The organism is Pseudomonas salicis, assembly GCF_057128705.1.
In genome coordinates this window covers 507,959-520,640 of the sequence record NZ_JBSKHU010000006.1, presented here as the reverse complement: position 1 = coordinate 520,640, position 12,682 = coordinate 507,959, and the positions used below count along the sequence as shown (strand labels likewise).

13 protein-coding genes are annotated in these 12,682 nt (G+C 60.0%); 4 read left to right on the top strand and 9 right to left on the bottom strand.

What is annotated here, in order from left to right; translation table 11 throughout:
- Nucleotides 1-2: 2 nt before the first annotated feature.
- The gene (locus tag ACWKWE_RS23785) at nucleotides 3-1,058 is read left to right on the top strand and encodes a COX15/CtaA family protein (RefSeq protein ID WP_483851878.1); all 1,056 of its coding nucleotides are present in this window, start codon (nucleotides 3-5) and stop codon (nucleotides 1,056-1,058) included.
- A gap of 145 nt (nucleotides 1,059-1,203) precedes the next feature.
- The gene (locus tag ACWKWE_RS23780; RefSeq protein ID WP_483851877.1) at nucleotides 1,204-1,836 is read left to right on the top strand and encodes an SCO family protein; all 633 of its coding nucleotides are present in this window, start codon (nucleotides 1,204-1,206) and stop codon (nucleotides 1,834-1,836) included.
- A gap of 224 nt (nucleotides 1,837-2,060) precedes the next feature.
- Here the strand turns inward: ACWKWE_RS23780 and ACWKWE_RS23775 are convergent, their stop codons facing one another.
- From ACWKWE_RS23775 to ACWKWE_RS23765, 3 genes are all read right to left on the bottom strand, one after another.
- Nucleotides 2,061-2,834, bottom strand: a complete 774-nt coding sequence (locus ACWKWE_RS23775) for a MetQ/NlpA family ABC transporter substrate-binding protein (RefSeq protein ID WP_166593864.1) — start codon at nucleotides 2,832-2,834, stop codon at nucleotides 2,061-2,063.
- A gap of 71 nt (nucleotides 2,835-2,905) precedes the next feature.
- Nucleotides 2,906-3,580, bottom strand: a complete 675-nt coding sequence (locus ACWKWE_RS23770; protein ID WP_166593865.1) for a methionine ABC transporter permease — start codon at nucleotides 3,578-3,580, stop codon at nucleotides 2,906-2,908.
- A complete protein-coding gene (locus tag ACWKWE_RS23765; protein ID WP_166593866.1) occupies nucleotides 3,580-4,587 on the bottom strand; it encodes an ATP-binding cassette domain-containing protein in 1,008 nt (335 codons plus the stop codon). The genes ACWKWE_RS23770 and ACWKWE_RS23765 overlap by 1 nt, the downstream gene beginning before the upstream one ends.
- Before the next feature lie 393 nt (nucleotides 4,588-4,980).
- On the opposite strand from ACWKWE_RS23765, the gene katE reads away from it, so the two are divergent.
- Nucleotides 4,981-7,140 carry a catalase HPII gene (gene katE / locus ACWKWE_RS23760; protein ID WP_483851876.1) on the top strand — a complete coding sequence of 720 codons (2,160 nt, stop codon included), beginning with the start codon at nucleotides 4,981-4,983 and terminating at the stop codon, nucleotides 7,138-7,140.
- Between the two features lie 148 nt (nucleotides 7,141-7,288).
- On the opposite strand, the gene ACWKWE_RS23755 is transcribed toward katE, so the two are convergent.
- From ACWKWE_RS23755 to ACWKWE_RS23740, 4 genes are all read right to left on the bottom strand, one after another.
- Entirely contained in the window at nucleotides 7,289-8,002 is a 714-nt protein-coding gene (locus ACWKWE_RS23755) for a PA5502 family lipoprotein (protein ID WP_483851875.1), read from the bottom strand.
- A gap of 157 nt (nucleotides 8,003-8,159) precedes the next feature.
- Entirely contained in the window at nucleotides 8,160-8,942 is a 783-nt protein-coding gene (gene znuB, locus ACWKWE_RS23750) for a zinc ABC transporter permease subunit ZnuB (RefSeq protein WP_166593869.1), read from the bottom strand.
- Complete coding sequence (gene znuC / locus ACWKWE_RS23745) at nucleotides 8,935-9,744, bottom strand: zinc ABC transporter ATP-binding protein ZnuC (protein ID WP_483851874.1); 810 nt, start codon at nucleotides 9,742-9,744, stop codon at nucleotides 8,935-8,937. The genes znuB and znuC overlap by 8 nt, the downstream gene beginning before the upstream one ends.
- The gene (locus ACWKWE_RS23740; protein WP_166593871.1) at nucleotides 9,744-10,226 is read right to left on the bottom strand and encodes a Fur family transcriptional regulator; all 483 of its coding nucleotides are present in this window, start codon (nucleotides 10,224-10,226) and stop codon (nucleotides 9,744-9,746) included. The genes znuC and ACWKWE_RS23740 overlap by 1 nt, the downstream gene beginning before the upstream one ends.
- 66 nt (nucleotides 10,227-10,292) lie before the next feature.
- Between ACWKWE_RS23740 and znuA the strand changes: the two genes are divergently transcribed.
- Nucleotides 10,293-11,219 (top strand): zinc ABC transporter substrate-binding protein ZnuA, encoded by a 927-nt coding sequence (znuA, locus tag ACWKWE_RS23735; protein ID WP_483851873.1) that lies wholly within the window; start codon nucleotides 10,293-10,295, stop codon nucleotides 11,217-11,219.
- Between the two features lie 163 nt (nucleotides 11,220-11,382).
- Here the strand turns inward: znuA and ACWKWE_RS23730 are convergent, their stop codons facing one another.
- Complete coding sequence (locus ACWKWE_RS23730; protein WP_166593873.1) at nucleotides 11,383-12,333, bottom strand: homoserine kinase; 951 nt, start codon at nucleotides 12,331-12,333, stop codon at nucleotides 11,383-11,385.
- Between the two features lie 34 nt (nucleotides 12,334-12,367).
- Nucleotides 12,368-12,658, bottom strand: coding sequence for a DUF2782 domain-containing protein (locus ACWKWE_RS23725; RefSeq protein ID WP_166593874.1), 291 nt, complete (start codon nucleotides 12,656-12,658; stop codon nucleotides 12,368-12,370).
- Nucleotides 12,659-12,682 lie beyond the last annotated feature (24 nt).

Here is a 12,682-nt window from a genome sequence, read left to right as displayed (position 1 = left end):
TGATGACCAAGCCCGGATTTCGTCTCGCCCTCTGCGCAACGCTTTTGGCGCTCATGGTCGTGCTGCTCGGCGCCTACACCCGTCTGACCCATGCCGGGTTGGGCTGTCCGGATTGGCCCGGCTGTTACGGTTTCATCAGCGTGCCCAAGACCGAAGCGCAACTCGCCCATGCCGAGCTGCACTACCCGGATTCGCCCGTGATCGAACACAAGGGCCGAAACGAGATGGTGCATCGTTATTTCGCCGGCGGTTTGGGGCTGCTGATCATGATTCTCGGCGTACAGGCCTGGCATCGGCGCCACATAGCCGATCAGCCGGTTGCCTTGCCGTTGCTGCTGGTGGGCGTGTTGTTCGCCCAAGCGGCCTTCGGCATGTGGACCGTCACGCTCAAGCTCTGGCCGCAGGTAGTCACGGCGCATTTGCTGGGCGGGCTGACGACCCTGAGCCTGCTGTTTCTGCTGACCCTGCGTTTGAGCGGGCGATTCAAACCGATGCCACAGTTGCACCCACGCGTGCGACATCTGGCGGCCGTCGGTTTGGCATTGGTGGTGATACAAGTCGCGCTGGGCGGTTGGGTCAGCGCCAACTACGCCGCCATGGCGTGTACAGATCTGCCGACCTGTCAGGGCCAGTGGTGGCCCGACGCGGACTTCGCCAATGGCTTTCATCTGACCCAACACATCGGCCCTAATTACCTGGGCGGAAAACTCGACAGTGAAGCGCGCACGGCGATTCATCTGACCCACCGTGTCGGCGCGGTGCTGGTGAGCCTTTCGTTGCTGTCGTTGGCGTGGCGACTGAATCGCGCAGGGCTCGGTGGGATGGCGAAGCTGTTGGTGATCGCGCTGGGTACGCAGATTACGCTGGGGTTGGGCAATGTGATCTTTCATCTGCCGCTTGAATTGGCTGTGGCGCACAACGCTGGAGCCGCGGGACTGGTGCTGACGCTGTGCCTGATCAATTACCGCATCCGGGTCCCGTTCGCCGTGACTTCCAGGCGGGTGTCGAGCTTCTGGCAGCACGCCCATGTGCGCCTTCACCTCGGGCCGCATCGCTGAGATGTGAATCCCAGGGCGCGATTCACTTTCTGCCCAGGCCAAGGGTGTTGTACCGTGGCAGCCCGGCCGCATGCCGTGATCGACACGTGGAGCTTTTCCCGTGGTGGGTCGCGCTGCTTGACGATCACTTTTCGATGTTGAACTCATGACCCGAACCCAAAAAACCGTCTTCATCCTTGTGGCCATCGTCGCGTTGGTGCTGGGCCTGACCGTCAACCGCGTATTGTCCGGCAGCGGCCAGGGCGACCAGACCGCGCTGATCGACGCCGGGGTGATCCTGTTGCCGCAAAGCCGTAACGTACCGGACCTGAAACTCATCGATCAGGACGGCCAGCCGGTGTCGCTGGATTCATTGAAAGACAAGTGGACGCTGCTGTTTTTCGGTTACACCTTCTGCCCGGACATTTGCCCCACCACACTCGCCCAACTGCGCCAGATCAAGAGTGACCTGCCAAAAGAAGCGGTGGATAAATTGCGCGTGGTGTTTGTCAGCGTTGACCCCAATCGGGACACGCCGCAGCAGTTGAAGACGTATCTGGGGTATTTCGACAAGCAGTTTCTCGGCCTGACCGCGCCGGTGGATACCATTCAGAAACTCGCCAATGCCATGAGCATTCCGTTCATTCCGGCCGATACCAGCAAGCCGAATTACACAGTCGATCACAGCGGCAATCTGGCCCTGCTCGGCCCGGACGGCACTCAACGCGGCTTCATCCGCGCACCGATCAACAACCAGAAACTGGTCGCGCAGTTGCCGGGGTTGGTTGAGAGGAAGTGACTGACGAGTCTGTAGTAGCACGGTTTGCCGGCGGTGGCGTCATCGAAACCGCTACCGCCGGCATGCCGGACTGCTACAGGGTGTATGTTCGCGGTCGGCGCTCACATTCGGGATATCTTTATCGGATGTATTGCCGCCTCGCGAATGAATTCGCTCCCACAGTTAGTCCGTGTAAAGCCCGATAATTCGCGGTGGTACGGGCTCCTGCGGGAACAAATCCGGGATCAGAACGCCGGAACCACAGCGCCTTTGTACTTCTCAAGAATGAAGGCTTTGGTCTCGGGGCTGTGCAGCGCGGCGACCAGTTTCTGGATCGCTGGCGCGTCCTTGTTATCTTCGCGGGTTACCAGAATGTTGGCGTACGGCGATTCCTGACCTTCGATGATCAGCGCGTCCTTGGTCGGATCGAGCTTGGCGGTCAGTGCGTAGTTGGTGTTGATCAGCGCCAGGTCAACCTGAGTCAGCACACGCGGCAGGGTCGCCGCTTCCAGCTCGCGGAACTTCAGGGCTTTCGGGTTCTGCAGCACATCGCTCGGCTTGGCGGTGATGCTGGTCGGGTCTTTCAGGGTGATCAGACCGGCTTTCACGAGCAGCAGGAACGCACGGCCTTCATTGGTGGCATCGTTCGGCAGTGCCACGGTCGCGCCATCTGGCAGGTCGGCCAGGTTCTTGATCTTGTCCGAGTACGCGCCAAACGGCTCGACGTGGACCTTGGCCACGCTTACCAGGTGCGTGCCCTTGCCCTTGTTGAACTCATCCAGATACGGCTGGTGCTGGAAGAAGTTGGCGTCCATGCGCTTCTGATCGACCTGCACGTTTGGCTGGATGTAGTCGTTGAACACCTTCACATTCAACGTCACGCCTTCTTTGGCCAGCGCCGGTTTCACGAACTCCAGAATCTCGGCGTGAGGCACGGCGGTGGCCGCGACGGTCAGGGTTTCATCGGCGTGGGCGGACAGTGCAGCCACAGCAGCGAATACGGCCAACAGCTTCTTCATGTGTATCGACTCCTTGAAATGCACGCCGGGCGGCGCGCATGTGCCGGTCCGTGCAGGACCGGCGAATACGGTTAACGGTGTGAAAAGTGCGCAACCAGACGGTCGCCGACGGTTTGCAGGATCTGCACCAGCACCAGCAGCAATACGACCGTCACGAACATCACATCGTTCTGGAAGCGCTGGTAACCGTAGCGAATCGCCAGGTCGCCCAAGCCGCCCGCACCCACTGCACCCGCCATGGCCGTGAACGACACCAGCGCAATGGCGGTGACCGTGATGGCCGCCAGAATGCCCGGACGTGCTTCCGGGAGCAGCGCCTTGACGATGATCTGCCGCGTCGTGGCACCCATCGCTTGCGTCGCTTCAATGATCCCGCGATCCACCTCGCGCAGCGCGGTTTCTACCAGACGGGCGAAGAACGGCGTCGCACCTGCGATCAGAGGTGGCAAGGTCCCGAGAATCCCCAGCGAAGTGCCGGTGATGATTTCGGTCAACGGCATCATCACGATCAACAGAATGATGAAAGGCAGCGCCCGCAACATGTTCACGATCAGCCCAATGGTGGCGTAGACCGGCTTGTTTTCGAGCAGTTGGCGCGGGGAAGTGAGGAACATCAGCACGCCGAGGGGCAGGCCCAGCAGCACGGTGAATGCCAGGGAAATGCCGAGCATGATCAGGGTGTCGCCGGTCGCGACCCAGATTTCGTACCAGTCGACGTTGGAAAACAGAGCAGCCAGAGTTTCCATCAGCGCAGGACCTCCATGTGAACGTCAGCCGCGGTGAAGCGGGCGAACGCGGCGTCCATATCGCCGCCAGTGATGGCCAGCGTCAGTTGCCCATAGGGAGTGTCCTTGATGCGGTCGATACGACCGGCCAGGATGCTGTAGTCCACACCCGTCTCCCGGGCGACAGTGCCTAACAGCGGCGCGTAGGTCGCGTCGCCCTGGAACGTCAGACGCACAATGCGGCCTTGAACGTGGGCGAAGTCGGAGTTCTGGTCGTTTTCGTCGACCTGCTCGTCTTCCTGCACGAAACGGCGCGTGGTCGGGTGCTTGGGGTGCAAGAACACATCGGCCACAGCGCCTTGCTCGACGATCACGCCCGCGTCCATCACCGCCACCTGATCACAGACGCGACGAATCACGTCCATCTCATGGGTGATCAGCACGATCGTCAGTTTCAGCTCGCGGTTAATCTCAGCCAGCAGTTGCAGCACCGAGGCGGTGGTTTGCGGGTCGAGGGCGCTGGTGGCCTCGTCGCACAGCAGGATTTTCGGCTTGGTCGCCAACGCACGGGCAATGCCGACGCGCTGTTTCTGACCACCCGACAGCTGCGCCGGGTACTTTTTCGCGTGGTCGGACAGGCCAACTCGCGCCAGCAATTCGGCCACGCGCTGGTCGATCTGCGCCCGGGACATGTCCCCGGCCAGCGTCAGCGGCATGGCGACGTTGTCGGCCACGGTCTTGGACGACAGCAGGTTGAAGTGCTGGAAGATCATCCCGACCTGACGGCGAAAGCCTCGCAAGCCGTCTGCGTCCAGTGCAGTGACGTCGACGTCATCGACGCGGATCGTGCCGCCGCTTGGGGCCTCCAGGCGGTTGATCAGGCGCAGCATCGTACTTTTGCCCGCGCCGGAATGGCCGATGAGGCCAAAGACTTGGCCGTTTTCGATTCGCAGGCTGGTGGGATGCAGCGCTGGGATTTCCCTGTCGGCAACCCGATAGGTTTTATGGACGTTTTGAAACTCGATCACGTAGCGAACCTTGTGGGGGCGCGTTGGAAATTCAGCGTGAGAACAGTCTCGAACGCTACTGGGCGATACGCGAAATGGCGCCGTCTATCGCCTCGACTGGATAAACCGGGCGCGCATTTTAGCCTGTCGGGCCGGGGTTGGGCCGAGAATTCTTAGCATTTATTTGGTGGGTCACCTGCCGAACGGTCATATCGCGCGGATCGGTCAGATGATGCAACGGTAGACCAAAGGTCCGAAAAAACACGGAACGGCCCTTTTTATCATCAGTCACTAAGTAAGCGCCGGGATTTCCCCCTGTCTTTTGTCAGGAAATTTCCTGCTTACCAAGCTCACACCGCCTTTCCCCACGGAAGAACGAGAAAAGAGCTGCCTGAACCGAGGAGTCTTTGACTGATGGCCACGAAAAAAACGACACCTGTAAGCAGCACCCCCAAAAGCGAAATGGCAGGCACCGACACTCTGGATCGGGGCAACACCAACGAAAAGCTCGACAGCCTCGAACAGTTTCGCTCCGATGCCACGGGCCAGGCCCTGCGCACGAATCAGGGCGTGAAGGTCTCCGATAACCAGAACACGCTCAAGGTCGGCAATCGCGGCCCTTCGCTGCTTGAAGACTTCATCATGCGTGAAAAAATCACGCACTTTGACCACGAGCGCATTCCGGAGCGCATCGTCCACGCTCGCGGCACGGCGGCTCATGGCTATTTCCAGAGCTATGAAAACCATTCGAAGCTGAGCAAGGCCGAATTCCTGCGTGATCCGGGGAAAAAGACGCCCGTCTTCGTGCGCTTTTCCACCGTTCAAGGGCCACGCGGTTCGGGCGATACCGTGCGTGATGTGCGCGGTTTCGCCGTGAAGTTCTACACCGGCGAAGGCAACTACGACTTGGTCGGCAACAACATGCCGGTATTTTTCATTCAGGACGCGATCAAGTTTCCTGACTTCGTGCACGCCGTAAAACCCGAGCCGCACAACGAGATTCCTACAGGCGGCTCGGCACACGACACCTTCTGGGACTTCGTTTCGCTCGTGCCGGAGTCGGCGCACATGGTGATCTGGGCCATGTCCGACCGTGCGATCCCGAAAAGCCTGCGCACCATGCAGGGTTTCGGCATTCATACCTTCCGCATGATTAATACCGAGGGCAAATCCTCGTTCGTGAAATTCCACTGGAAACCCAAGTACGGCACCTGTTCGCTGTTGTGGGATGAAGCGCAAAAGCTTGCCGGTAAAGACACCGATTTCCACCGTCGCGACCTGTGGGAATCCATCGAATCGGGCGACTATCCCGAGTGGGAACTGGGTGTACAGATCGTCCCCGAAGAGGATGAACACAAGTTCGACTTCGACCTGCTGGACCCAACCAAGATCATCCCTGAAGAGATGGTGCCTGTAACGCCGTTGGGCAAAATGGTGCTCAACCGCAACCCGGACAATTACTTTGCCGAAACCGAGCAGGTCGCATTCTGCCCCGGCCATGTGGTGCCGGGCATCGACTTTTCCAACGACCCACTGCTGCAAGGTCGTCTGTTTTCCTACACCGATACGCAGATCAGCCGACTCGGTGGACCGAACTTTCACGAGATCCCGATCAACCGTCCGGTCTCGCCGAATCACAGTGGTCAGCGTGACGCGCAACACCGCATGACCATCGACAAGGGCCGCGCTGCTTACGAGCCGAATTCCATTGATGGCGGCTGGCCGAAAGAAACACCGGCAGGCCCGGAAGATGGCGGCTTCGAGACCTACCAGGAGCGCGTCGAAGCGCACAAGGTCCGCGAGCGCAGCCCGTCATTTGCCGATCACTTCTCCCAAGCCACGCTGTTTTTCAACAGCATGAGCGAGCACGAGAAAGAGCACATCATCGCGGCGTACAGCTTCGAACTGGGCAAGGTCGAGCGCGAACATATTCGTGCGCGTCAGGTGAATGAGATTCTGGCGAATATCGACATGACGCTGGCGAGTCGCGTGGCTGCCAATCTGGGTCTGCCCGCGCCGAAAGGCCCGACCGTCAAAGCTCAGAAAACGGGCAAACCGACAGTGGATAAATCCCCGCTGCTGAGTCAGACGAATCTGCTGTCGGGCGACATCGCCTCGCGCAAAGTGGCGATCATCGTCGCGGACGGCGTGGACGACAAAGCCGTCGCAGCGATGAAAGCGGCGCTTGAAGCCGAAGCGGCGCATGCCAAGATCCTTGGCCCAACCTCGGCGCCGGTCAAAACAGCTGGCGGCAAAACCCTGGCGGTGGATGCGTCGATCGAAGGGCTGCCTTCGATTGCCTTCGATGCTGTGTTCATTCCGGGCGGCGCAGCGTCGATCAAGGCGTTGAGCGGCAACGGGGTGGCGCTGCATTACGTGCTGGAGGCGTACAAACACCTCAAGGCCATTTCCTACGCAGGGGAAGCGAAAGAGCTGATCGACCTGCTGCGTCTTGAAGCGGATGCGGGGCTGTTGGCGGTTTCGGACAGCAAGTCGTTCAACGCCTTCTTCGATGCGATCAAACAGCATCGGGTCTGGGCGCGTGAGCCGAAGGCAAAGGCGATTCCAGCGTGAGTTGAGATTGCGAGGATGCGGAGTGCTTCTGTGGGAGCGAATGAATTCGCTCCCACAGTGAAGTCATAAACCGGTCTTGCGAATAAAAAAGGCGTTGCCTGCGAGGGCAACGCCTTTCTTTTGATCCTCTCGCTTGGTCAAAAAGCGATCAGAGCTTCGCAGGTTTCAAAATGATCTGCGCAGGCTCGGTCTTCTCGATCTCACGCTGGATCTGCAATTCGAAATCCGGGTTGATCTTCGCCACGCGCTTGGTCAACAGCGATGCCAGCCATGGGTAATCGTCGGTTCGAGGCACCTGGACCGTCACGTCACAGTTGAACGCAGTCACATCGGCGGCGATGTCGTTAAGTTGGCGACGCAGCTGCTTCGAATCGGTGATTTTCAGCGCAATGGTCGTGCTTTCAACGGTCGGGTCGATGATTTTGGCGCTGCGTTTTGCTTCGGCAGCACGCAGCTCAGCTTCAGCTTTCTCCAGCTCGGCTTTGCGCGCATTGGCGATGGCGCCGTTGACGCCGCTGGTCAGCGCCGGGGCCTTCGGCATCAGTGCGCGGGCGCGGCTAAGGGCGGTGGCGGCAGCGTTAACGTCGCCTTTCTGCAAGACGATCTGGCTGCGGCTCAGATAAGCCTCGGCCAATTGACGTTGATACTGCTCAAGACGCGGATCATCGGCATTCTTGCTTTGCAGAGCGGCGAGCTGATCTTCAGCGGTGGCCAATTCGCTGCTGGCGATGTTCTGTTCCAACTGTTGATAGGCGTCGGGCGCCGCGACGGGCGCGGGCTGCTCGACGGGCTTGCTCTGACAAGCGGCCAACAGAATGGAAAATGCAGCAAGCAGCAGATAACGGGATGCGAACGGCTTCATTCCTGCGATTCTCTATTTGCGCAAAAAACGAGCAAGTCTACACATAAGTGACTTGCACCGAAAATAACAGATCACCATCGGCGGCGCTGAACCGAATCATTGCACATTGCCGCCATTCAATGATTGCGGAGTATGACTCGACTTTCGGAACAAGGTTCTACCGCTTGGGCAAAAGGAAGCTGAGCAGGAACAGCGCAGCGGCGCAAACCACGATCGAGGGGCCTGCGGGCGTATCCTTGAACCACGACAGCGCCAGTCCGCCGCAGACTGCCAGAACACCGATCACGCTGGCACCGAGGGCCATTTGCTCCGGTGAGCGGGCGTGACGTTGTGCCGCAGCGGCGGGGATGATCAGCAGCGAGGTGATCAGCAACACACCGACGATTTTCATCGCCACAGCGATCACCACGGCAATCAACAACATCAGCGTCATGCGCAGCGCGGCGACAGGCAGGCCCTCGACGGTCGCCAGTTCTTCATGCACAGTAATCGCCAGCAGTGGGCGCCACAGCGCGCAAATCAACACCAGCACGGCCGCGCTACCGCCGAGAATCCAGGCCAGGTCGGTGGGGCTGATCGCCAGCAGATCGCCAAACAAATAGCCCATCAAGTCGATGCGGACTTCGCGCATGAAACTCAGCACCACAAGCCCAAGAGACAATGTGCTCGGCGCGAGAATCCCCAGCAAGGTGTCAGAGGCCAGCGGCTGACGCTGTTGCAGCGTGACCAGCAGAATCGCGAGCAGCAGGCAGCCCACGGTCACAGCGATGGTCGGGCTGATGTCCAGCAGAAACCCCAGCGCGACGCCGAGCAGGGCGGCGTGGGACAGGGTATCGCCAAAATAGGCCATGCGCCGCCAGACCACGAAAGAGCCCAAGGGACCTGCAACCACCGCCAGCGCGAGGCCTGCGAGCAAGGCGTAGAGAAGAAAATCAGCCATGCTTGCAGCTGTCCCCGTGGTCATGGTTGTGGGCGTGTGGATGGGTGTGATCGTGTGCGTGCTCAGCGGGCTGGCAGACTTCGCCGTGCAGGTCGTGAGCGTGGTCGTGATGGTGGTGATAAATCGCCAGGCTCGGCGCGTTCTGGCCGAACAGCTCAACGAACGCCGGATCGTTGCTGACTTGCTCGGGATGGCCGGAGCAGCAGACATGGCGATTGAGGCAGACCACCTGATCGGTCGTGCTCATCACCAGGTGCAGATCGTGGGACACCATCAGCACGCCGCATTTGTGACGATTGCGCAATTGCGTGATCAGCGCATAAAGCTCAGCCTGTCCGGCCACATCCACGCCCTGCACGGGTTCATCGAGGACCAGCAGTTCGGGCTCACGCAGCAACGCACGGGCCAGCAGGACCCGCTGCATCTCGCCGCCGGAAATGCCTTGTAACGGGCTGTCGATGACTTTCTCGGCGCCGACTTCCACCAACGCGGCGTGTGCAGTGCTGCGATCGACCCCCGGCACCAGACGCAGAAAACGCAGAACCGAAAGCGGCAGCGTCGCATCCACGTGCAATTTTTGCGGCATGTAGCCCACACGCAGCTTTGGCTTGCGCCAGACATCGCCCGCGTCCGGCTTGAGCAATCCGAGGACGGCGCGCACCAGCGTGGTTTTGCCCGCGCCGTTGGGGCCGATCAGGGTCACAATCTCGCCGGAGCTGACGCTCAATTGAATGTTGTCGAGCACGTTCTGGCCCGAGCGGGTGACGCTGACGCCTTGGAGACGGATCAGTGCGTCGCTCATCAAGCGGCCTTGCAGCCAGCACACACCCCAACGATTTCGACGGTCTGGGTTTCAACATCGAAGCCGACTTCGTTGGCGGCGCTGACGATGGCTGAGCTGATGGCGCCGTGCTGCAATTCGATGGCGGCGTGACAGGCGCGACAGATCAGGAACTGGCCCTGATGTGCGTGCGTCGGATGGTTGCAGCCAGCGAAAGCGTTGAGCGATGCGATGCGATGCACCAAGCCGTTTTCCAGCAGGAAATCCAGCGCACGGTAAACCGTCGGCGGCGCGGCACGACGGCCGTCTTCCTCGCTCAGGACGGCCAGGATGTCGTACGCGCCCAATGGCTTATGGCTTTGCCAGACCAGTTCCAGCACGCGACGACGCAAAGCGGTCAGGCGCAGGCCTTTGCCGGTGCAGAGCGCATCGGCTTCAGTGAGTGCGCTGTGCACGCAGTGAGAGTGATCGTGGGGGCGACTGGCCAGCGGTGTTTTAGACATGGGCGGCGACGGCTTTTGTGAGAGACGTTATTATGTTACCCGTTCCTGCCCCCATGAGTGGTCATCGTGTCCCGACTTTTTTTACTTTTTGTCGTTTTTATCACCGGTTTTTCCGCCAATGCCCCCGCCCAGGCCGACGTTCGAGTGCTGACCAGCATCAAGCCGCTACAGCTGATTGCAGCAGCGGTGCAGGACGGAATCGCCGTACCGGAAGTGTTGCTGCCACCGGGGGCTTCGCCACATAACTACGCGCTGCGCCCTTCCGACGTACGGCGCGTGCAAGAGGTCGATCTGCTCTATTGGATCGGTCCTGACATGGAAACTTTCCTGCCACGGGTCCTGGCGGGCCGCACCAAAGCGTCGGTGCCGGTTCAGTCGTTGCCAGGCATGCACCTGCGGACGTTCACCGCCAGTGCCGAGCATCACGATGATGATGGCGATGACGACGAGCACGATCATGATCACCGCCCTGGCAGCGTTGATGCGCACCTGTGGCTCTCGACCGTCAATGCGCGGGTGATCGCCGCGAAGATGGCCGCCGACTTGAGTCAGATCGATCCCACCCATGCCGCTCGCTATGACAGCAACGTCAAAGCTTTTGACGCGCAGATGGACGCACTGGACGCGAAGATCAAACAGCGCGTGGCGGGCATCTCCGACAAGAAATATTTCGTGTTCCATGAGGCGTTCGATTATTTCGAAGAGGCTTATGGCTTGAAGCATGCCGGTGTGTTTGCGGTCAGCCACGAAGTCCAGCCCGGCGCCCAGCACGTCGCGGCCATGCGTGCGCGGCTGGCCGAATACGGCAAGACCTGCGTGTTCAGCGAACCACCCCTGCGCCCGAAATTGGCCGACACGCTGAGCGCCGGATTACCGGTGAAACTGGCGGAGCTGGACGGTTTGGGCGGCTACACACCTGCGACGGCGCAAGGATATGAGCAGTTGCTGAGCAAACTGGCGGACGATCTGGCGGGGTGTCTGGAGAGCCTTTAGCGCCTGATGAACCTGATGCGCGTTCCGACAATGAAACGCGATTCCCCTGTGGGAGCGAATTCATTCGCGAGAGGCCGGTACATTCGCAACAAATGTGTCGGCTGGGAGATGGCATCGCGAATGAATTCGCTCCCACAGGTGATCGGAGTTTGCAGGTCAGTTGTTACAGGGCAAACGGCAGCGGAATGTGCGTTACCTGACGCTGTTCCAGACGCTTGCGGAATTCGCCGGGGTCATGGATCAGCACGTCCTGCCCGGCAAAGCTCTCGGCCGCGATCAACCGAGACAGCCAGAACCGCACGCAACCCACGCGCAACATCGTCGACCACAGTTCAGCCTCAGCCGCTGTGAACGGGCGCAGTGCCGCATAAGCGCCCAGCAAGGCACGGGCCCGTGGCGCATCGATCTTGCCGTCCTCGAACGAACACCAGTCATTCACTGCAATCGCCACGTCGTACAGCATCGGCGCCGAACAGGCGTTGTAAAAGTCGATCACGCCGGTCAGGTGTGTGCCTTCGAACAGCGTGTTGTCGCGGAACAGGTCGGCGTGCACGTTGGCCCGTGGCAGGGCCATGATCTTCGCCTGTTCGCGGGCGATTTCTTCCACTGACGCTTTCAGTAGCGCGCCTTCGGCTTCATTCAGGTGCGAGATGAAGTTGCCACCCTCTTTCAGCATCCAGTCCAGGCCGCGATCGGTGCGGCGCTCGATGGTCTTCTCGCGGGTCGCCAGGTGCATGTGCGCCAACAGTTCGCCGATCTGCACGCAATGCTGGGTGTTTGGATTGGTCGGATGCTTGCCTGACAGGCGCGGTTGCAGCAGCGCCGGTTTGCCTTTCAGCTCACGCAATGCCTGGCCGTCAGTGGTACGCAGCGCGTACGGGACCGGCAGGTTGGCGTCATGCAGCACGTCCAGCAGTTCGATGAAAAACGGCATCTCCTGCACCGGGCCGCGCTCGACCAACGTCAGCACGAACTCGCCCTGTTCCATGCTGATGAAGAAGTTGGTGTTTTCACTTCCGGCGGCAATGCCCTGGAAATCACGCAGTTGGCCGAGCCCGTACGGGGCGAGAAAAGCTTCCAGCTCGGGCCGAGCCAGGGGGGTAAAAACGGACATATGAACACTGCCAGCAAAAAGTGAATGTAGGGCGTTACCAGCTGAATAATACCCATTGGGGAATCAGCATGTCCGGTTGATCCGAACGAATGAATTGACCGCTCGTGCCGTCAGCGCGCACCAGATAATACGGCTTGCCATGTTTCGGCGTAATTTTCACCGCGTAGACGAAGCCGTTTGCCTTGTATTCCTGAACGAAATTGTCGCCATCTTTCTGGATCGTGACGTCAGGTTCGGCCGACGGAGCCTCGTCTTCAGCTGCCACCGCGATCAGCGGACAGGCAACCAGGAGAGCGACCAGTAACAAGCGAATTTGTGTACGCATGATAACCTTGCTCCTTTGTCGTCA